Source organism: Paraglaciecola sp. IT1134, from assembly GCF_058068185.1.
The window spans coordinates 3,449,570-3,471,901 of the sequence record NZ_CM176486.1; the positions used below are offsets into that span (position 1 = coordinate 3,449,570).

At 42.7% G+C, this 22,332-nt stretch carries 17 protein-coding genes and 1 other RNA gene; 12 read left to right on the forward strand and 6 right to left on the reverse strand.

What is annotated here, in order from left to right:
- Nucleotides 1–63: 63 nt before the first annotated feature.
- A complete protein-coding gene (locus AC3RV5_RS15030) occupies nt 64–714 on the reverse strand; it encodes a beta/alpha barrel domain-containing protein (protein ID WP_489728423.1) in 651 nt (216 codons plus the stop codon).
- Between the two features lie 70 nt (nt 715–784).
- On the opposite strand from AC3RV5_RS15030, the gene AC3RV5_RS15035 reads away from it, so the two are divergent.
- From AC3RV5_RS15035 to AC3RV5_RS15060, 6 genes are all read left to right on the forward strand, one after another.
- The gene (locus AC3RV5_RS15035) at nt 785–982 is read left to right on the forward strand and encodes a hypothetical protein (RefSeq protein WP_489728424.1); all 198 of its coding nucleotides are present in this window, start codon (nt 785–787) and stop codon (nt 980–982) included.
- A gap of 57 nt (nt 983–1,039) precedes the next feature.
- Nucleotides 1,040–1,396: a transfer-messenger RNA gene (ssrA, locus tag AC3RV5_RS15040) on the forward strand.
- Nucleotides 1,397–2,021: 625 nt separating this feature from the next.
- A complete protein-coding gene (locus tag AC3RV5_RS15045; protein ID WP_489728425.1) occupies nt 2,022–3,104 on the forward strand; it encodes a metalloprotease in 1,083 nt (360 codons plus the stop codon).
- A gap of 584 nt (nt 3,105–3,688) precedes the next feature.
- Nucleotides 3,689–5,449 carry a protein adenylyltransferase SelO gene (locus AC3RV5_RS15050; protein ID WP_489728426.1) on the forward strand — a complete coding sequence of 587 codons (1,761 nt, stop codon included), beginning with the start codon at nt 3,689–3,691 and terminating at the stop codon, nt 5,447–5,449.
- A 273-nt stretch (nt 5,450–5,722) separates the two neighbouring features.
- A complete protein-coding gene (locus AC3RV5_RS15055; protein ID WP_489728427.1) occupies nt 5,723–5,884 on the forward strand; it encodes a type II toxin-antitoxin system HigB family toxin in 162 nt (53 codons plus the stop codon).
- Between the two features lie 445 nt (nt 5,885–6,329).
- On the forward strand, nt 6,330–7,757 hold the full coding sequence (locus tag AC3RV5_RS15060) for a hypothetical protein (RefSeq protein WP_489728428.1): 1,428 nt from the start codon (nt 6,330–6,332) through the stop codon (nt 7,755–7,757).
- Nucleotides 7,758–7,845: 88 nt separating this feature from the next.
- Here AC3RV5_RS15060 and AC3RV5_RS15065 read toward each other — a convergent pair whose 3' ends face one another.
- A complete protein-coding gene (locus tag AC3RV5_RS15065) occupies nt 7,846–8,163 on the reverse strand; it encodes a hypothetical protein (RefSeq protein WP_489728429.1) in 318 nt (105 codons plus the stop codon).
- Between AC3RV5_RS15065 and AC3RV5_RS15070 the strand changes: the two genes are divergently transcribed.
- From AC3RV5_RS15070 to nagB, 6 genes are all read left to right on the forward strand, one after another.
- On the forward strand, nt 8,155–8,391 hold the full coding sequence (locus tag AC3RV5_RS15070) for a helix-turn-helix domain-containing protein (RefSeq protein WP_489728430.1): 237 nt from the start codon (nt 8,155–8,157) through the stop codon (nt 8,389–8,391). The genes AC3RV5_RS15065 and AC3RV5_RS15070 overlap by 9 nt on opposite strands.
- A gap of 385 nt (nt 8,392–8,776) precedes the next feature.
- Nucleotides 8,777–9,484, forward strand: a complete 708-nt coding sequence (locus tag AC3RV5_RS15075; protein ID WP_489728431.1) for a transcriptional regulator NanR — start codon at nt 8,777–8,779, stop codon at nt 9,482–9,484.
- Nucleotides 9,485–9,689: 205 nt separating this feature from the next.
- Entirely contained in the window at nt 9,690–12,329 is a 2,640-nt protein-coding gene (locus AC3RV5_RS15080) for a sodium:solute symporter (protein WP_489728432.1), read from the forward strand.
- Nucleotides 12,330–12,357: 28 nt separating this feature from the next.
- Entirely contained in the window at nt 12,358–13,059 is a 702-nt protein-coding gene (locus tag AC3RV5_RS15085; RefSeq protein ID WP_489728433.1) for an N-acetylmannosamine-6-phosphate 2-epimerase, read from the forward strand.
- 11 nt (nt 13,060–13,070) lie between these two features.
- Entirely contained in the window at nt 13,071–13,943 is an 873-nt protein-coding gene (locus AC3RV5_RS15090) for an ROK family protein (protein ID WP_489728434.1), read from the forward strand.
- Nucleotides 13,943–14,749, forward strand: a complete 807-nt coding sequence (gene nagB, locus AC3RV5_RS15095; protein ID WP_489728435.1) for a glucosamine-6-phosphate deaminase — start codon at nt 13,943–13,945, stop codon at nt 14,747–14,749. Before AC3RV5_RS15090 ends, nagB begins: the two co-directional genes overlap by 1 nt.
- Nucleotides 14,750–15,302: 553 nt before the next feature.
- Here nagB and AC3RV5_RS15100 read toward each other — a convergent pair.
- The 4 genes from AC3RV5_RS15100 to gdhA all read right to left on the reverse strand — a co-directional run bounded on the left by AC3RV5_RS15100 (nt 15,303) and on the right by gdhA (nt 22,321).
- Entirely contained in the window at nt 15,303–16,208 is a 906-nt protein-coding gene (locus AC3RV5_RS15100; protein ID WP_489728436.1) for a dihydrodipicolinate synthase family protein, read from the reverse strand.
- Between the two features lie 18 nt (nt 16,209–16,226).
- The gene (nagA, locus tag AC3RV5_RS15105; protein WP_489732174.1) at nt 16,227–17,360 is read right to left on the reverse strand and encodes an N-acetylglucosamine-6-phosphate deacetylase; all 1,134 of its coding nucleotides are present in this window, start codon (nt 17,358–17,360) and stop codon (nt 16,227–16,229) included.
- Nucleotides 17,361–17,457: 97 nt separating this feature from the next.
- Entirely contained in the window at nt 17,458–20,289 is a 2,832-nt protein-coding gene (locus tag AC3RV5_RS15110; protein WP_489728437.1) for a TonB-dependent receptor plug domain-containing protein, read from the reverse strand.
- Between the two features lie 679 nt (nt 20,290–20,968).
- Nucleotides 20,969–22,321, reverse strand: coding sequence for an NADP-specific glutamate dehydrogenase (gene gdhA, locus AC3RV5_RS15115; protein ID WP_489728438.1), 1,353 nt, complete (start codon nt 22,319–22,321; stop codon nt 20,969–20,971).
- Nucleotides 22,322–22,332 lie beyond the last annotated feature (11 nt).

Sequence of the window (22,332 nt, forward strand, 5' to 3'; positions counted from 1 at the left end):
GTCGCCGTTAGGCTCGCAAACGACACCCTGTAGATCAGCTAATCATTAATCTAATTGGCCAACTTATTGGCGCCGGTAGCGTTTGGTTAAACGCACCGCGCGCAGTTGATCCAGTAACAAAGACAACAGAGGTGAGGCATTGGCCTTAGGTAATTTGTGCGTCCCAATGCGCCGCAATTGTCTTTTCACCAACGCCATATTCGCCAGACCACTTAGGGTTTTGCTCTGCCACTGAACTTTGGTGATCTTCCCTTCGGACATGTTACGGTTCATCCATTGATTGGGTAGCGCCGGGGTGAACGCCAGGGCGCTGGCCAGGCCAACCAGTTCCACTCCCGACTCGACGACGTACTCGGCTACGGCTCGCTTGCTGATCCCTCCAGTAGTCATAATAGCCATACTGGTATTACTGGCAATCACCCGGGCAAACTCCAAAAAATACGCTTCTTTGGCCAAGGTGCGCTGATCCGCGGTGCGGCCTTGCATAGCAGGCGCTTCGTAACTGCCACCGGACAACTCCACCACATCTACTCTGAGTTCGGCCAACAGTTGCACAACACTCTGGGCATCATTGACATCAAAACCGCCACGTTGAAAATCTGCAGAGTTGAGTTTTACCGACACAGCAAACCCGGGGCCGCAAGCCGCACGTATCGCTCTGGCCAATATGACAACGTAATCTTCAACCCCCAGCAACAGATCAAACTGGCCCATAGCCCGGGTTCCACCTTATATAAACTGCCCAAATTTCTGTCAACCGAAGACAGCCTGGATCGTGAATTTAATGTTGACCAATCTGCGACAAAAGAAACAGGAGCTCACTGATTTGCTGGTTCAACTGGAAAACAGAAAAAAACGCATATCCCTGTTGCTCACTCAGCTCGGTGAAAACTGGCAAGCCGGGCAGTGTATGCTCCAAGATAAATTGGCCGCCCTCCTGTGTGAGACAAATTATTCAGTGGTTAATGTAGCTAGTTGGTGATCTTCCGCTTAGCTGTGTTATAATCCTCGGTGTTGGTAGTTTGCAACCAACACATTTGGGGCTGATTTTGGATTCGACAGGAATCAAGACGCTTTAGGTGCATGCAGAGGAGCGGTTTGCCTCTATAAAAGCCGCATTTAAATAGTCGCAAACGACGAAAACTACGCTTTAGCCGCTTAATAACCGGCTAAGCCCTTCCACTCATACTCTTTCTGCTAGTAGAGGTTCGGAAGGTCATCCCAGCAGAATAGCGAGGGAACCTTGTCTAAGGGTGAACCGCGAAATAGTATTAGGCCCGCTATGAGAAATCCTGTCTGTTGGAGTTCAAATTAGTTAAATAAAAAACAGAATAAGCATGTAGTACCGACGGTAGAAGCTTTCTGGACGCGGGTTCAAGTCCCGCCAGCTCCACCAAATAGTAAGATAGGCCCATCAGCAATGATGGGCCTTTTTTGCTATTGGAGCAGGTGGGCGTGAACCCGCGCTCGGGATTAACAACCGTGTTCACAAAATGTCTGAAACATTTTGTACCGCTTAAAAGCGCCCGGAGGGTCGAGGCCAAGGATTCCCTAGAGGTCACGTCGCCACCACGCGAACCACACGGGAAACGCAGCATACAGGTCTTGAAGCGGAACTGAGTAAAATTAATCGCAATTTGTTTTGGGGACAACAGTTCTTGAACGGGTTTTCAGCACAATAGTAATTTCAGCTCCTTTGCGTTTCTAATTTTTTAATATTAGAAAAGAAATTATAGTCCACGGCAGCAAATATAAAGTCATCCACAAAGCCAAGCTACGGCACTAATTTCTGATTAATAGTTGTGTCTTTGTGCTCAAACAGTCTTAATCTACCAGCCAATTAAAACCCGTTTTTTATGAATATTCAGCGGGCTGAGTACCTTCTACCTGGCTCTTTAACTCCTGGACGGGTAGAAAATTACTACTCTTTGTGTCCGGTTTGGAAAATAGCGGAATTGGCTGATCGATTTCGCCCGAAAAATGCGATAATCGGGTAAGGTTTTATTTTCTGAGTTTATTAAGTGCAATTATTAGAAATAGAGTGTTTAGGTAAAACACTCCGGTTAGAAGGCTCAATGGCGGGGTGGCAGCAACTGTTTTGGGACGATCAATGTGTATCACAAATTAATGCCAGTGCCGACAATGCGTCATTTTCACATCAATTCAGTCTGCAAAGTCAGCAAGGTGAATTACCCGTTAAACTTAATGGCTCACTGCAGTGGCAGCCTTTTGAGCTGCAATTCCAGCTGTTAGTCGATGACGAACTTTTGCATAAAAACACCCTCAATGAAAAAGATATAGAACAACGTAAAGTCTCGCAAAATAGAACAAAGCAACCGATGAAATTTAGTTTCATTGGCATGGCTGGTCTTGGCTTAAAGTTACTCAAAAGTGCCAAGGTCATTAAAGTTGTTTTTGCTGCGGGTAGTTTAGCAGCCTATAGCTGGTTATTTTCTATTGAGTTTGCAATTGCGCTTATCGTTTGTCTTGTTTTTCATGAATATGGTCATATCAGAGCCATGAAATATTTTGGCTTGAAAACCAAAGGTATTTATCTCATTCCCTTTGTGGGCGGCTTAGCGCTGAGCGACGATAAAATTAATACCCGCTGGCAAGATATAGTTATCTCAATAATGGGCCCCTTCTTCGGTTTAATATTATCCATTGCTTGTCTAGTTGGTTATTGGGTCACCGATTTAGAAATACTTGCGGGTTTAGCGGTATTCAATGCATTGCTTAATTTATTTAACTTGTTACCTATATTGCCTTTAGATGGCGGGCACGTGCTCAAGAGTATCGCCTTTTCAATTAATTCTAGTGTGGGGTTAGTGGCTTGTGTAATAGGCGCAGCATTAGGTGTTTATATTAGTTATCACTTTGGTTTAGCCCTGTTAGGGTTTTTACTGGCTATTGGTAGCATTGAAATATTGTTTGAATATAAGCGTCGGCATTTAAGTGAGCTATTGCCTCTTAACCCCTATGCCCAAATTGTATCGGCCTTGTGGTATATCATTACCGTAGGTGGCTTATGTTCTATTATTTTGCTTGTTGGTCAAACGGGAGATGGTGCTTTGTCATTACCACTTAAAATACTGGGTAGTTAATGCATTTAGCATCACTCGTTGTGGTGAACCATCGCCATTGATGAGAGTACAAATATTCTTAACTGTTAAACCAACGCAATGAGTTAGACCGGGGTTAGGCATAGTATCCGCTTTTTACTGGTAGATAATGAGATTGTTGAAAAACTCATAAGGCGAAACTATAGAAGACTGGAAAGCGCACTCAGACGGCATTGGGTGGCTATCGCGTTAAACTTCACTTCAATTTCATTACGGACGTTTAACGTTGTGCTGACCCCGATTAATTAGATTGGTATTGATTTAAAGTCAGGTGGTAAAATGATCACGCGTTTTGAAGCAAATAATGCCAAAGTAAATTCGTACTCGGGGATCCCATGCGCTGTAAAATTTATCTGCTGACCATGCTCACGTTCAGGCCCTAAGCCTGGCGCAATCAGCCATCAAATGACCTTGGAGAAATGAAAAATGAACGTACCGGAAATAAGTCAAAATCAGGTCGCCGCTGATACCGTCGTGATCAACATAAAATATAAGCCCCAGTCGCGGCTGCATGGTTTTTCCGGTACGACGCAGCAGCTACAATGCTTGGGCCATGCAGAACTATTATGATTAAACGACTGTCCCAAGAAATCTCCCCAACCGTCGAGACACTGGACGATCTCGCAAAGTTGGCAAACTACTCGCTCATGGACAATCTCAACTGCGATCCTGATGCGACAGTAAACGGTGCCGACCACGCACCTCGTCAAGTCTTCTCAGGCCATTATGTGCCCGTCAATCCCACGCCAATCGAAGACCCCGAGTATATCGCACACAGCAAAGACTTTTTTCACGAACTTGGCTTCGCCGACAGCATGGCAAAATCAGCCGACTTCATAAGGATGTTCTCGGGCGATCTATCCCATGCTCCTAAGCCAATGCGCAAGTTCGGTTGGGCGACTGGTTACGCACTATCTATCTACGGCACCGAATACGTTCAGCAGTGCCCATTCCAAACTGGCAATGGCTACGGTGACGGTCGCGCAGTTTCCGTGCTTGAGGCCGTCATCAAAGATCGACGCTGGGAAATGCAGCTCAAAGGTGGCGGCCAAACCCCATATTGTCGCGGCGCAGACGGTCGCGCCGTCTTGCGCTCAAGTATCAGGGAGTTTTTGGCACAGGAGCACATGCACTCGCTCGGTGTGCCAACGTCACGGTCGCTGAGTTTGTATGTTTCGAAAACGGAAAAGGTCAAGCGGCCGTGGTATTCCCAGGGCTCGCGCTCGAAGGATCCCGACATGCTTATATTGGAAGCCGTCGCCATCTCAACGCGCGTCGCCCCGTCGTTCATTCGGGTCGGCCAACTCGAACTTTTCAGTCGCCGAGCCCGCAAACAAGAACACCCAAAAGCGATGGAGGAGCTTCAGAAGATTGTATTACATTTGATTGATCGTGAGTACGGTAACGTCATCGACAATAAACTAACCACCGCCGAAAAAGTGGTGGTGCTGGCCCGCGAGTTTCGCAGCCGCCTTACATCACTAGTGGCAAATTGGATCCGCGTCGGTTACTGCCAGGGCAACTTCAATAGCGACAACTGCGCTGCGGGTGGCTTCACACTTGATTACGGTCCTTTCGGTTTTTGCGATGTTTTTAATCCGTACTTCCAGTCATGGACCGGTGGTGGACATCACTTCTCGTTCCTGAACCAGCCAGAGGCAGCACAACGCAACTTCCAAATGTTTTGTACGGCGTTGCAGCCATTGCTCGTGTCGCATCCGAACTATTTGCAACAGCTCGACGAGATCCAAGGTGGCTTTTCGAGTGAAATGCAGGCCCAAATGGAGAAGATGTGGGCTGCCAAACTTGGACTGGGTACTTTTCACTCGGCATTGTTCAATGAGCTCGAAACGCTCATGGCACAAACGCCTGTGGATTACACCATCTTCTTCCGCGAGCTTTCGATGGTGCCTGACGACATTGGCCCACTCAAAAAAAGCTTCTACGAGGGCTCGAAGTGCACCATGACTTCAATGCAACCGACGTATAATACAGATCCCAAAGGGATGGACAAACGCTGGTCACAGTGGCTCACAAAATGGAAATCGCTCATCGGCAGCGCTAATGTTGCTTCGCCTTACTCTCGCGAGCAGCTCTCTAGGCAGATGAAACTCGTCAACCCAAAATACAGTTTGAGAGAGTGGTTTGTTATGCCTGCGTATCAGCAAGCGACCGCAGGGAACTACTCGCTCGTTCGAGAGCTGCAGGAAGTCATGACGCAGCCATACGCCGAGCAGTCGAAGGATGTGGAGGATAAATACTATCGGCTGAAACCGTCTGCGTACTTTGATGTTGGTGGATTGTCGTATTATAGTTGTTCTTCGTGATTTTTCTAAAACTGATCGGCCAGGGACGGTACTCCTTAGGCGGCCTGCCCGCTGCCTACTTGGCGAACTTACAAGCCTAATTATTAGTCAGGGATAATAAGCAGTATTAGGCCACCTCACCTACCCGAGCGCGATTGCTGCCCTTATGCCCTGGCTGAGCGCCTCGCAGTTTACCGCTACTTTCACGCGGGCGGTCCACAGCCGCTGGGCCATCAAAAAAAGGTCGGCAAGAATAATTGTGACTGGATTGTTTCAGCGAATGTAAAACAGGACTTGGGCAGCGCAAGTATCCTCAAAAATGGTCGCGTGATTTTTAATATTTCCGGGAATAAGTATCGGCTCGTGGTTGGGATAAACTATACCTACCAGGTCATGTATATCCGGTTTGTCGGCACCCATGCCCAGTACGATAAGATTGACGTGCAAACCATTTAAATAATGGATCTGCCAGAGGAATTACTATGGACATCAAACCTATTAAAACTGATGCCGACACTGCATGTCATCGCCTGTGTGGATCTTTTTATTGGGGGTCCGTCAAAATTTTCTGGGTGAGAAGAATACTGTTTTGAACAGTTGATGCCACATAAAATTGAAGGTATAGGCTTCCCCAACGTTTTTATTTTTAATGTTAAAGATATTTCGAAACTATTTAATTAACTATACCTATTAAAAATGCGCAGAAAGAAACTGTTACCCTATTAATTACAATTACTTATAATAAAATATCTTGCCTTACGATCCCCAAAATGGCAGCAAAAACCACTCAAGTTTGTATTTTTTAACATACCTTAGTATTGGTGTGGCACTCCACATTACTATATACGTGTTTATTATCACGGTGTTGAATTTAAAGCATTAATTCAGGATCGCTGTGATTATGAAAGTTTTTCAAAGTTTAGTAAAACGAGTCCTTGCCGTAGGGTTAAGCCTGTCATTGTTCGCCTGTGGTTCAAGTGACGAAACGGCGGCACTACCAGTATCTACGCTTGCACAACCAGAGGAAATTCAAGTTCCGGTTACACAGGACATTGCACAAAATATTCGCCAGTCGGCGACTACAAATATTAACCTTCCATTAGGTTCAGAAGCCACTTTAGATATTAGTGAGGGAATTCAAGTTCTGTTTGCACGGGACATTGCACAGAACATTCGCCAGTCGATGCCTAAAAATATTAACCTTCCATTAGGTTTAGAAGCCACTTTCGATATTGAATACCTAGGAGCATTTCGTGCGCTGGCTGACGGAGAGTCCAGTTCAAACTACGCGGTTGGGGCGCTTGGTTTCAATCCACACAATAACAGTGTGTATATGGTTGGTCATGCTCATCATAACGCCATAGCAGAATTTGAAATCCCTTCTGAATTGTCATTTGCAGAACAACCTGCAAATATTCCTGAGGCCGCAGTTCTTCAACAATACGTCAAAATTCTTGGCAAAAAAGAGATGGGCAATACGACTAATAAAATTAACGGAATTTTATATCATAATCAAAATTTATTAGTGAGCTCAGAGATTTGGTACGATGGGAGTGGCAGCAATCGTGACAATTTACAGGTTTTTTCAAATGCTCACGACATCAGGTCGTCTGGTTTCACAGGAATGTTACAAATTGAGGGCGCCGCTAAAGCAGCTGGCTATATGACCAAAGTACCTGCTGAATTAAGAGAAAAAATAGGATCCGAATATTTAATTGGTTGGGCGTCAAACTACTCAATAACATCACGATACTCCCAAGGACCTAGCGTATATCGTTTCGACCCAAATCAAGCAATCGATGCAGTACCATCAGTTGACAGAGCAATTGACACAGATCCACTTATGGTTTTTCCTTTAAAGGAAGGTAAGCAAATGGTTGAGGGAAGTAGTGGCTATTCTTCAGATATATCACCGATATGGGGGCCAGTAGCAAAAGCTAAATATGGTTTCATCATTCCTGGTACAACTTACTTTCTAGCTATTGGTTCCCATTCAGGGCTGCACAGCGGCATTGGTTACAAAATAACCCAAGATAATGGACGTTTGTGTGGTGGCCCCTGCTCATACGAAAGCGACGATATATATAATTACTTTTGGATATTCGATGTCGAAGATATGCTTAATGCCGAGCATCCCTGGTCAGTTAACCCCATTAGTTATGGTAAATGGAGTCACCCTTATGATGAAGAGGGAGCTAATCAAATAATCGGCGGTACCTATGACGACGAGAATAATATTTTGTATTTAGCACTCGGTGGTGCAGCCCAAACAGGTGTCTACGATAGACCACCACTAATAATTAGCTATCAGGTTATGGCTAAACGATAAGATATTTTTGTTTTGGTTTAATCACCTACAGCATAACTGGAACGTAAACTAGGAGGCTGGCTAGAGGATTATCGGTGATGTTGATCTGCTATGTTATTCCTCTATAGGACTGGGAGCGCCTATCACCACCGTTAATCAGGGGCAATGATCTTCTCCCCGTATGTTGATCCATCTTTTGTTTGAAGCGATTTTCACCTGACACCCAGGCCTTGTTGGTGGCATTGCGTATTTCATCAAGCGTTAATGCAGGAATGGGATGTTCAAACTGTGCTTGGTATGCCTGCTTTCGTTCTGCCTGGTTGCTGCCAAGTGATTGATAACAATGGTGGGCTGTTAGTAACACGATATGTTTATCTAATGCATTCCCTTGATAATTTGACCAGGGATACTCGGCCGGGTGCTTCAAGCAAGAAGACTCTGTGAAAGCGTTTACGCAGTTGTAGGAGCTTTACACCTACTTTTAGCTTTTGCAGCATGTGGATCTGGCATTACCCAAGAAGCCCTCGTTGAGATCCTGCACATTCAAAAGAGTGCTATATCCAGAATTGAAAATCATGCTAACTATGTAAAACGCTCCACGCTAGAGCGCTTCGCATCTGCCTTGGGTAAAAGGGTTGAAATTAGACTCGTCTAATTTCTTAGCTGTGATGATATCCCTTTGCCGGGACTCCTTGTTTTGTAACGTGATCACAGGTGAATACATGTTCTTAAGGGACTAGCGTACATTTACCAACGTAGCGACTATAAAACTCTTTTCCTCCATTTTCGATATGAATAATGTCAGCACACACGGACCACCCAATCATTAAAAGGCTCCCAAATTCGGTCCATTAGAACTGATGAAGGTGAAACTAAAAAGGTCCTTTACTATAAGGATGGGTTTGGTGGATTAATTAGCACTAACCACACATCCCACAAAAAAGTTACATTCTTACCATTTCAGTATGTGCCTAAGTAGTAATTAAAGAAATCTAAAGGTATGATAGGGTGATAGGTAAATATTAAAGTGCGTAAAATATATGGCATTAAGTATCAATAAACCGGTAACCCGAAAAAAACTATCTGAAACGGTAGAAGAAGAATTAGAGTTAATGATCCGCCAAGGTGAAATTGCTGAGGATGATGCTCTTCCCTCAGAGAGAGAATTAATGGCAGCGTTTGGGGTTGGCAGACCTTCTATTCGGGATGCCCTTTCAGCGCTAGCACGCAAAGGCCTAGTTAAAATTAGCAGTGGCGAGAGAACACGAGTTACCAGGCCTTCAGCAGATAATATTATCTCTGAGCTTTCAGGGATGTCTAAAGACTTTCTTTCACAGCCAAATGGTCTGCAATATTTTGACCAATTAAGGAAATTTTTTGAATCAAGTTTAGTAAGACATGCTGCTGAATTTGCCACTGAAGAGCAGCTCCAAGAACTAGCAAAAGCCTTAGAACTTAACGGCAAATCTGTTAACAAAGACAACCAATTTAGAAAGACAGATATATATTTTCATAGAGTGATAGCGTCAATTCCAGGAAATCCAATTTTTTTAGCTATTCATCAAGCATTAGTCGATTGGGTTATTGATGCAAGGCCTGCTAAAAGTAATTCAGAAGAGTTGAATAAGCAAAGTTACCTTGATCATGTCGATATTTTTAATTGCATCAATAATCACGATGTTGAAGGCGCTGATCGCAAGCTTACTCAGCATCTCGAATATGTTTTTGATAAATATTACGACGCCTAGCAGCAATACATATGAAGGCTACCAGCTTTGGTAGCCTCCACTTTTAATACTCCCTCTACTTTCTTCTGCTTTTATTAAAACATTCATTTTTATAATAGTCATTTTACGGTCTAGTCAAAGTATCGTTATTCTTAATTGTGCTAGATTTAGCAAATAATAGGTGGTATAACAGGTATACAGCACAAACAATGTCAATTGAGTTATTATGTTTCGTCATCTGTTAAAAACAGTTCTTATTTTTTTCATACTATTCCCATTAATGTCAAACGCTAATACTAGTATAAACTGGCAAAAGCCAGAGGACTCCAAGGCTGTTAAAGTGATTAGCGGTCACGGTGCATTCATTAATAAACAACAACAACATTTGCTAATTTCCTCTGGCGTTATTTCTGAAGATGGTCCGTTGATTGCAGAAAATCTGCTTAATAAAGACAGTATTTCTGCTAACTTTCAAGTATTAGCTGGTGACAAGCTAATTTCTACTAAACTAAGCGAGCAAGATGGTAATAGAAGTTTTGCCGCTAGTGTTGGTTATAATAACGCCACGATTGTTATCGGTGGTATTGCCAATAACACCGCTTCGGATTCAATAGACTTAATTATATGGCATGATGCAACACAAAAAATGGAGAGTTATCCATTACCTTCCCTGCCCAAAGTCGCCATTTCACCATCAGCGGTAGTTATCACTAATACCCTTTATGTTCTTACGGGCAGTGATGCCAATAATAATTTTTACTCTTTAGACTTAAATAGCTTAATCAACGAGCAGGGCGAATTTACTTTAAAAGACAATACCAAGCAGTCGTGGACCAAGCTAGCCAATTTACCATTATCAAACACAGAAAATAATTATCGAAATGGTATCAAGCTCGTCGTGCAAAATGACGGTTCAGGAAAGAAAATATTCGCACTTGGTGGATATCAGCTTAATAGTTTTCAATTACAAGATAATACCGACCTAACGCAATATAATATTTCGCCAATAAAGTCGCTTTGGAAATATGATCCAAACTCAAACAAGCATAACGCTAATTGGCAACAACTGGATGATATCGTTGTTAGAAAACAAGCCCTTGAACGCAAAATTAATACCTTAAGTCCGCTAGGCCAATCACATATTTTAGCTTTTACCGATAATGGTAAAGCCCTCTCATTTAATGCTATCACCAACAGTTGGGCTCAATACAGTCAATCAAATTCAGATAATAAACAAACAAATAACTTAGCGTTTATTAGTAAAAATTCAGTCACCGTCGGTAAAGAAATATTTTCTTTAAACCAAGAAAATCAAAATTCAAAAACGTTAGCGCTTTGGCAGGTAACTCCTACACCAACCACCAAGAATTTTGGTTGGCTAAACATGACGGTATTAGTGGTTTATTTACTCTGTGTGGTGCTGGTTGGACTTTTCTTTGTCTTCAAAAATAAAAATACTGATGATTACTTTAGGGGCGGTCAATCCATTCCTTGGTGGGCTGCAGCATGCTCTATTTATGCCACTATGTTAAGTTCGCTCACGTATGTTGCACTGCCTGCCATTGTTTATCAAACCAATTGGTTATTGTTAATCGGTATCTGGATGATCGTTTTAGTAGCACCTGTAGCGATATACGTTGCCATGCCATTCTTTCGTCAGATTGACGCCACCAGTGCCTATGAGTATCTTTCTAAGCGTTTTAACATGAGCGTAAGATTATTTGCCAGCGGACTATTCACGCTTTTTCATATTGGCCGTATGGGTATAGTTATGGCATTAACCGCGTTAGCGCTTTCGGCGGTAACACCCTTATCAGCCAGTGACAGTGTGCTGATCATGGGGGTATTATGTTTAATTTATTGCACCATGGGCGGCATTGAGGCGGTTATCTGGACAGATACTTTACAAACTATCGTATTACTTGTTGGCGCTATTGTCTGTTTTATAACCATAATAATGGGCTTAGATGGCGGTTTAACTGAATTTATCAGCGTTGGTTTTAATGATGATAAGTTTACTATGGTTAATGCAGACTTTAGTTTAGATAGCATCACTACCCTGTCAATTTGGGTGATTATAATCGGTGGTATTGGTCAAAATATTTCAAGTTATACTGCTGACCAAGCTGTAGTACAAAGATATATGGTCACTTCAAATCCTACCGAAGCGAAAAAATCTATTTGGGCCAATGCTGCTATGGCAGCGCCAGGTGCGTTACTATTTTTCTGTCTTGGTACAGGTCTTTATGTTTTCTATCAAAGACACCCAGAGAAACTAGATCCTACCATTCAAATAGATCAAATTTTCCCAACCTTTATTGCCAGTGAACTTCCTATAGGTATAGCCGGACTGATTGTTGCGGGAATTTTTGCCGCGGCACAATCAACGGTTTCTACCAGTATGAATTCTATTGCCACCACGTTAGTAACGGATTTTATCCGGCCTTTTAATTTAGTTAAAACAGAAAAGGGCTATATGAGTGCAGCGCGCTGGTTAACCTTTATTATGGGGGCATTAGGCACGTTAGCAGGCTTAATATTTATCAACCCTGAAATACGGTCATTAATGGAAGCTTACTTTAAAGTTATTGGCATGTTTATGGGCGCATTGGGTGGTTTATTTGTACTTGGTGCCCTCACCAAAAAAGCCAATTCTGCCGGCGCAATTATAGGTATTTTGGCCGGTGTAGGCACCATGATTTCTGCTTGGCAGTTAGGCTGGGCAAATGGTTACTTATACGCAACACTTGGTATAACGTCATGTTTAGTCGTTGGTTATATAAGCAGCATATTATTCCCTGCTAAAGGTAAAGATTTAGACGGCTTAACCCTATATACCATGCGCACATCAAGTACGAATAACTAAAGAATTTCATCAAAAGTTAGGAAATATTATGTCAGTCATCAATAAAGACCTTGAACAACAACTTTTATCGTCATTAAAACAAGCACTAATCGCCTCTTGTCAACCGGTTGATAATGGCCCAATGGATAAAGTCGAACATATTGTTGCTATGGCTTTATCGGCCGTTGATGGGGGTGCCAAGGGGTTGCGTATTGAAGGTGTTGAAAACGTTAGAGCCGTTGCCAAAGCAACATCGACACCTATCGTCGGCATTGTAAAAAGAGACTTAAATGACAGTCCGGTGCGTATAACACCGTTTATTGATGACGTTAAAGCTTTAGCTGAAGCTGGCGCTAACATTATTGCCTTTGATGGTACCGACAGACAACGCCCTGCTCCTATGCTCGATTTATTAAACGCTGTTCATCAATCAGGTTGTATCGCCATGGCAGATTGTGCCGATTATGAAACAGGCATGATGTTAGCTAAACACGGCTGTACTTTCATTGGCAGCACTATGTCTGGTTATGTAGATTTAAATAACATCCCCAATGAGCCTGATTATGATTTAGTAAAAAAATGGGCCGCTCAGGGGCTTAACGTTATTGCCGAAGGACGTTATAACTCACCAGAGCGTGCAGCAAAAGCGATTGAATTGGGAGCATTTTCAGTGACTGTAGGCTCAGCTATTACCCGCGTTGAACATATCACCCAGTGGTTTGTTGGTAGCATCAAAAATGCCCGTAAATAAGAGAGACTAAAATGATCATAGCAATTGATGTGGGCGGCACCAAAATATCCGCCGCTCTGATGCACAACAATCAAATAATTGAGCAACGAAAAATAGACTCCGTTATTCAGAATGATTTAAGCAATTTAACACAGCACCTCGTCAAACTTTGTAGTGACTGGGCAGATAAAGCACAACAAGTTGCTGTAGCCTGTACAGGACAGGTGGGTACTGAATACGTTAACTTTCTTTCTGCCAAACAAAAGCTGCCATTAAAGGCTCAACTTGAAGCGGCTTTTAATTTACCAGTAGACATTATTAATGATGCAGCAGCAGCAGCATGGGCAGAATATTGTGTTGCTGACAATGCAAAAAAAAATGAAACCTTAGTTTATATCACAGTATCAACCGGTATCGGCGGCGGCATCATACAGAATGGACAACTAGTCACCTCAACTGATGGCTTTTGTGCTCACCTGGGTCATGTTTCAGTTCAGCACCCAAAACAACAATCCATTATTTGTCATTGTGGGCGACTAAACTGCGCTGAAGCGATAGCTTCGGGTACTGCTATCGCCAAACAAGCATCAAAAATATTAAATAAAACCATTAGTTGTAGAAACGTTTTTGAGAAATATCTTCACGTAGCTGAGATTGCGCAATTAATTGATGAGTCGACCAGTGCAATCACCGATTTAATCGCCAATATAAAAGCTATTTCAGGCACAAAAACCGTGATATTAGGCGGCAGTGTTGGTAGTGCAAGTGTGTTTATTAAACAAGTAAAAGAAAAAGTAGCCCTACTACCTGACATTTACCAAGTGGTTATTCGGTCACCAAGTTGTGGTGCAGATGCTGACTTAATTGGTGCTTATTTATATGTTCAAGGCAAAAAGGATCATTAATGCAAATTATTATTTATGACGATGCCCAACAGATTGCCCAAAGTGCAGCGCAGTGGGTACAAGCATTAATAAAGGAAAAGCCTAAACCTGTATTAGGTTTAGCAACCGGCAGCACGCCCATCAGTTTATATCAGGCATTAGTAGAACAATATAAAACAGGTAATACTAGCTTTGTTGATGTGACTACTTTCAATCTTGATGAGTACCATGATATTGCCGATGACAATCCACAAAGTTATCGCAGCTTTATGCAAAAAAATCTATTTGATCACCTAGATATAGATCAAGCCAACACTTTTTTGCCCACATGCAGCCAGAGCCAAAATCCACGATTACAAGGGCTTAACTATGAAGAAAAAATCAAACAAGCTGGTGGTATAGATTTACAAATATTAGGCATTGGCGCAAATGGTCATATCGGTTTTAATGAACCTACTTCCAGCTTAACGTCAAGAACACGGATAAAAACATTAACTCAGCAAACGTTAACCGATAACGGCCGGTTATTTAACGCTAATGAATTTCAACCAACCTTAGCCATGACAATGGGTATCGCTACCATTATGGATGCTCGATACGTATTGTTGATGGCCACGGGTAAAAATAAAGCCCGCGCAGTCCAACAAATGATCACAGGTGGGGTATCGTGCAATTGTCCTGCTTCAATTTTACAAATGCATGAAAACGCAGTAATCCTACTTGATAAAGAGGCTGCATCTGAATTAGAGGATCAAAGCTATTATGAGTGGGCAGACAACCAAAACAGGAAATTAAATGAGAAATTTGGTTTTTTTCATAATTTCTGATCATTTAGAATGCAGTAACCGCTCACCGCGGTGGTATTGAGGTAAAGCCGTTAGTTCAGGTAACTAAGGATATTCACCGCGAGTGACGACTGAGTGTAAACTTTTTCGAGCCGTTCTAAAGAGTTGGCTCCAAGCTTGCAGCAATTTTCTACGAGGGTGAGAATCACTTGATAAAATTGCTCGCCTCAGTGAGAGTACACTCCATAACTGCCTTTGGGCCGCAGTATTTAACTGCGTAATGAGCGCCCTGTCTCGTCGTTGCTCAGCTTATACTTTTATCGTGAGCGTCCGGTAGCTTTCAACGTATTTGAGCAATAACCCACCCCGACCACAACTGCCTTGATAGCGTTGGTGTTCAGTGACGTTAATACCTTGCTGAGGAATATCGAATACTTGATGACGATAAATAGGGCGAGGTATTCGATACGACCTTATCACCGCATGCACACTCGTAGCGAGGATAATAAGGTGGGGCCATATCCACCTCATCTATGCGAGCGATGGCAGCAAGGCTTCAGCTTGTCCATACATCGCATCGCAATTTTTATTATTGTTACGCAGGTTTGTGATCCATGAAACTTGCTGATTTCATTTTGGCGACAACTTCTTCTTTCTCTTTTGTCGTAAGCGTGCGAATAGGAAGACGTGGATCTCCAACGTCGATACCGTGAAGAAGCATTGCGGCTTTACCGGCTGCAACGCCACCATATTGAACGAGTATACGGATAATACCAATAACCTTATCCATGAGGGCAGTTACGGTGTCTTGATCTCCTTTGTTGAAAGCATCAATGATATCTAGATAAAGCGGCCCAGCGTAGTTATAGGTACTACCAACCGCGCCAATAGCACCAACTGCAAGCCCCCCTGGGAGAAATTCGTCAACACCAAATGGGATATCGAATTTGCCGCCGCAGACACGCTTGCAGCGCTGAAATTCATAAAGGTCTACATGGTTGAATTTAATACCAGCGAGGTTTGGAATAACTTTGTCAGCTTTGATAAGAAACTGTTCCATATCAAACATAACACCAGACATACCTGAGTGATAATAGTAAAAGGATTTTGTTGGAGCGGCCGCAGCTACTACTGCGCAGTAATCGACAAGCTCATCAACGGAACCAGGCTTGAAGAAACAAGGCGCAATAATGGAAGTCGCAAAAATATCGAGTGTTTCGGCATGTTTTGTTAATTCAAGTGTATCAACAATTGATAAGGCCCCTGTGTGAACCGTAATGCTGAGCTTACCCTGAGAAGCAGAAACCCAGCGCTGAGCGATGGCTTTACGCTCAGCAACGGAGCAGTTAAGGCCTTCACCTGTTGTGCCACAGATATAAACACCTTTAACACCTTGTTTGATAAGCAGTGTCGCGATTTGATCGATAACAGGAAGATTAACTTCACCGTTTTTATCAAATGGTGTATGCGGAGCGGCGATCAGACCGGTAAGTTTTTTCATCGTAAACCTCTATAAATTTTAAAATATTGCATTGCCGCCTATCCATGTATTTATGACATGAGGCGACGAATTGGTGGTTGAAAGTAAAGTTAAGTCAGCGTTTACGCCGATTGATAATTGCCCATGAGAGTTTCCTATACCTAGAAAATCAGCCGGATATAAGCTGGCCATATTGAGCGCTTCGGTTAATGGTATTTCAAATATGCCTATAGCATTATTAATAGCAGTCATCATATTTAAAGCCGAACCTGCTAGCTGACCGGTATTGCTGGTAAGTTTGTCGCCTGATAACTGAATGTCATGACCATCAAAATGTAATTGTGTTTGATGGCTACCTATTGTTGACATTGAATCAGTTACCAAGAGCATTTTTTTAGCCGCTTTCACTTTATAAGCCAGCTTGGCCGTACTTGGGTGAACATGATGACCATCTAAAATAATGCCACACCAACTTTGCTCATCAAGTAATGCTGCACCAACCATATTTGGCGATCGTGACTCAAGTCCAGACATAGCATTAAATAAATGAGTAAAACCTGTCGCGCCGGCAGCTAATGCCGCTTGGGTTTGAGAAAAGTTAGCATTTGAATGTCCTAAACAAACATGCACACCATGCTCCACTAAAACTTTAATCGTTTCACAACTGACATTTTCAGGCGCTAGCGTAACTATTTTTATGCCTAAGTCATCTCGACAATAAATATCCAACTCTTGCTGCGTTAACGATCGTATTTGCTTGCTGTTGTGGATCCCTTTTTTGGGTTCACTGATATGCGGCCCTTCAAAATGAACCCCGAGAATACCGGGGGTGTTTTGTGTTATTGCAGCACTTATCAGGTTAGCGGTATCGTTTATTTTACCAATGTCACTCGTTATCAAAGTTGGTAAAAGGCCCGTTGTGCCATAAATGGCGTGAGCTTTAGTCATTGCCGTTAACGTATTTAAATTGGTAACAGTATTGAGCAAATAACCACCACCACCATTAACTTGGATATCAATAAAACCAGCCGTTAATAAACCACTTACTCTAGTTTCAACTGCACCTTGGACCGTGTCAAAAGCGATGACTTTTCCATCTTCGATGCTGACCGGGAGATTATTGTGCAGTGTTTTGCCATCAAACAGTTGATCGGCTATGAATGTGGTGATCATAAAATCTTCTAGATAATTTTTAATTTGAAAAGGGTGAGCTGAGAGTTCCAGCCCACCCATACACCATAAAATCAGGTAATTAATCTTTGTGGTTTGACTAAAAATCTAATTTAATACCGGCATAATAATTGCGCCCGACTAAATCAAATGCCGTACCGTTAGTTAAAGTACCCTGTTGCTGATACTTATGATTCGCCGTTAGATGCGGGGGTTGTTCATCAAACAAGTTAGTCACACCAACAAAAGCATTAATGTTGTCTGTGAAGGTATAGCTAAAACGAACGTCGTTATAAACACGGGAGTCGACTGAATTAAGCTCTTCTGTTAGCACAGTATTATCATTACGGTCTTTAGTTTCATCCCAATAACGTAGTTGCCAATAAATATTTAGCTCGTTAATGGTGTACGACGTATTTATGTTAAAACGAAGTTCTGGAAACAATACCTCACCGGCAAGATTCTGAGTATCACCTGTTTCAATACCTGTAATATCATAGGAATCTAAATAGTTTGCGGCCAAACCTACATAAAGATCGCCTGAACCTAGATCGGTAGAGTATGAAATATCAATGTCGATCCCACTGGTTTCAAAAATATTTTCATTGCCTGATGCTGCGTTAACATCCAGTGCAGCTCCTGCGCGACCATCGCGGCGCACCAAACCACCACATTGAGCATCGAAGTTGCTCGGGGCAGCTGAATAACAACGGTTTAAAATGACCGTACGGTCAGTTTTCGCAATCGCATCGTCAATTTTGATATCGTAATAATCAAGTGACATTTGTAGGCCAGAAATAGACTCAGGTGTAAACACAATACCTGCGGTAAATGTATCTGCTTTTTCTTCTTCAACATCCGTAGAACCACTCAATAAGCCTGCTGTATTTTGAGTTTCTACTTGGGTTAAATTAAAAGCGCCAGTAGCGTCTATTCGATTTTGAATCGCCGAAATTGAACGGCAGTTATCAGCGATATTTCCACTACTGGCATTAGTTATACCGTTGCATGGATCAGTAACAAGAGCAGCCGTCGCGGTTCCCCCAGCAAACAAATCACTAACATTGGGTGCGCGTACAGCCGTTGCTAATGCGCCTCGCAAACGAATAGATTCTGTAATCGGCGCATCTAAGCCAATTGTCCAGTTAGTTGTGCGTCCAACAGACGAGTAATCGCCCACTCTAAATGCTGCAGATAAATTTAATTTTTCAAGTAAAGGTACCTGTACCTCCGCAAAAACATCAATGACGTCAAATGAGCCCTTAGTTTTAGCAATAGCGGCACCACGAACAATACCCGCTTGTCGTAAAGGATCAGGTGTCTCTTGTCCTTTTTCTTCACGATATTCAATACCGGCGGCAAAACCAATATTGTCAACATCGTTACTAATTGCATAATCGAACTCGCCAGCAACAACCCCTGTTAAAACCGTTTGCTCAATACTGCCAACAAGGTTGGTGTCAGCAGCCAAATACTCTACCGCCTCAGGTGAAATTCCATCAAGTGAAAATGGATTGAAAACCACACAACCGTTAATGCGAGCAATTTCGTCCGCACATTGATAACCACCAAAGCCATCATCGGCTATGGTTAAGGCAGAACGAGCACGATCAAGATTGATATCGCCATGGTCGGTTTGGTTCTGATCGGTAACCCCGTAAGTGCCACTTAATGTAAAATAAATATCACTTGAGATGTCATACTCATATTCGCCAGCAACTCTATAAGTACTGCGGGTATTTTCAGCACCGCGATCTCCAAATTCAGCCAGACGTCTGAAAGTTAAACTTACGTCATCCAGGTTAGTGATGCCGTCAGCGAGTAAGTTATCTCCTAATGCTGTGCCGGCAAACCAAGGATGTGTAGCGATATCAATTCCAGTTGTACCACCTTGAGACAATTTAAAAATATCATTACGGCTATCGAGTGGGATCGGTTCAAAACGTGCGCGGGAGTCCACTCTTGCATAGTTAGCTGTAAAATTAAGGCGAGAATCTGCATTGAGATCCAGCGACAAGCCACTGGCAATGAATTTTCGTTCTAATGGCGCCAACATAGAGCGGTATTCGTGGAAGTTAAAAGCATCGGATGTCTCAACATCAGGTGTACGTACAAAAGCGCTACCATCACCTTTATATCCACCAATTCGACCACCTAATATATGCGAAGAACCAACATATTGTGACGTATCTAAGATACCATCACCGTCGGTATCAACTGCACTTTTATGTACCCGAGAATAGTCGCGATCACCCGCCATCAAACCATCATCATCAGAGATGCCAAATGAGAGCCAAGCATTTCCATCAGCAAAGTTCTTACCAATGGTTAGTTCAATATCGGTAGTGCCTCTGTCACCTTCAGCACTTCGCCCTGTTTGCGCTTTGAAAGCCACACCATCAAAATTTTTCTTCATGATGATGTTGACGACACCAGCAACAGCATCTGAACCATAAGCGGCTGATTGACCACCGGTTAACACTTCAACTCGCTGAATCATAGTGGTTGGAATGGTATTCAAATCAACACCGTATCCAGAGCCCACAGACATACCTGAAACATAACGTTTACCATCAACCAAGACCAAAGTTCTCGATGAGCCTAAATTACGCAGGGCTACTGTGCTTAATCCTGAGTCTTGACCACTGATATTTGAACTAGAAGAAGTCGTATCACCGACCACAGCTGGAATTTTACCTAATAAATCACCGATATTTACCGCACCAACACCTTCAATATCATCGGAGTCTAATACTTTAATCGGTGAGGCTGATTCAAAGTCGCCTTTGCGGATGTGAGAGCCGGTAACTATTATTTTTTCTACTTCTGTCACTGCCTTGGTATTTTGGCCTTCAGCTGCCAATGTATAAGTTGTTGCAGAAGCAATGCTCACCGCGAGTAGTGATTTAATAAATAGATTTGATTTCAACATGTTATCCCCATATATTTTTAATAGTTTTTAAATATTTTCATTCATAAACAGTCATGCTAAATACCTACTAACTAACATAACAAAAGCGACTAGGTACGCCATCAACCTGTTATACCAGCGTACCACCTACAAGTTTTCTTTGTCAAAGCTAAAATGACCATCTTCGGTAATTAGGTAAATGAGTAAGGCTAATAGGCTGATTTATGGAGAATTACTTATTAAAAAATGTTTCATTGAGAAGTGTGAACGAATAAAGCTTGACTCGTTACTATGACAAAAACTTGAAGGCTCTCGATTTGATGATTGCAGTACGTGACCTTACTGGCCAATACATTCAATCAATAAAGTGGGGCTTTGTTTGGTGAGCCGACCTTGGACATTGTGCTTATTAAGTTCAAGTTTAGTGAGTTCTATATCAAAACTGATTTGGTATATACCAGATAACCGCAAAATGTGGATTCATAGTTTAATCGACACGAGGGAGTTGATATAACGCGGCGTTAATAAGAAACACTCCCCTTTCTAACGATGCTTCACTAAACAGCGAGAATGATAAAGCGAGACCTCAGCTAGTCTGATGGAAGTGGAATGATCATTTCAATCCTTCCCAAAGTAATCGGTTTTTAAAACCAATGACTTTGTGAGGGTTCCGATAATAATACTCATTACCTCCTTATGGTTAAACGAGTCCTTGTTCAATCATCGCATCGGCTACCCGGCGAAAACCGGCAATATTCGCCCCCAGAACGAGATTGCCATCTTGGCCAAATTCTTTGGCAGTATCGCTGGCGCTAATGAAGATATTTTTCATAATTTGTTTGAGTTGTTGATCAACTTGCTCAAATGTCCATCTTTGCATACTCGCATTTTGTGCCATCTCCAGCTGGCTGGTTGCCACACCGCCTGCATTGGCGGCTTTACCGGGGCCATAAGCGATCCCAGCATCAATGAAAGCATCAACGGCCTCTTGTGTAGTGGGCATATTTGCCCCTTCACTGACGAGTTGGCAGCCATTTTCCAATAATATGTTGGCATCTACCAGGGTCAACTCGTTCTGGGTTGCACACGGGAAAGCTGCATCCGCTGCATAGCGCCATACGGCATGACCATCATTCGGATAGTCTGCGATCGGAGTGTGTATCGCTTCAGGGTAAGTCTTAAGATAATTTACCAGATCGCAACGTTGCCCTTCTTTGAGTCGTTTCACCAACTTAAGATCAATACCACTAGGGTGATAAACGGTACCAGAAGAATCACTGCAACTGATTGGTGTCGCGCCCAACTCATAGAGTTTTTCCATAGCATAAATAGCAACATTGCCCGCACCGGAGATCAAGCAACGCTTGCCTTGTAAATCATCCCCTCGCTCGTTAAGCATATAATCAGCAAAATATACCGCGCCATAACCTGTTGCTTCTTTGCGAACTAACGAACCTCCCCAAAGTAAACTCTTACCGGTTAACACCCCTTCGTAACGCCCTGTTAGGCGCTTATATTGTCCAAACATGTAACCTATTTCACGCGCTCCCACGCCAATATCCCCTGCTGGAACATCGCTGGTCGGCCCGATGTGGCGATACAACTCACTCATAAACGACTGACAAAAACGCATTATTTCGCCATCCGTGCGACCTTTGGGATCGAAATTGGCCCCTCCTTTTCCCCCTCCGATCGGCAAACCGGTTAAAGCATTTTTAAATATCTGCTCAAACCCAAGGAATTTAATAATGCCGGCGTTCACAGAAGGATGGAACCTTAGCCCCCCTTTATAAGGTCCCAGCGCAGAATTAAACTCAACTCGGTATCCTTTGTTTACCTGAATATCGCCATTGTCATCCTGCCAAGGAACGCGAAACATAATTTGACGCTCTGGTTCAACAATACGCTGAATAATGGCTTGTTGCTGATAACGGTCATTTGTCTCTAAAAGTGGCTCTAACGAGTGCAACACTTCTTCAACCGCCTGATAAAATTCTGCTTGTGCTGGACTACTGTGTTTTAAACCCATTATCGTTTTTTGAATATACGTCATCAATTACTACC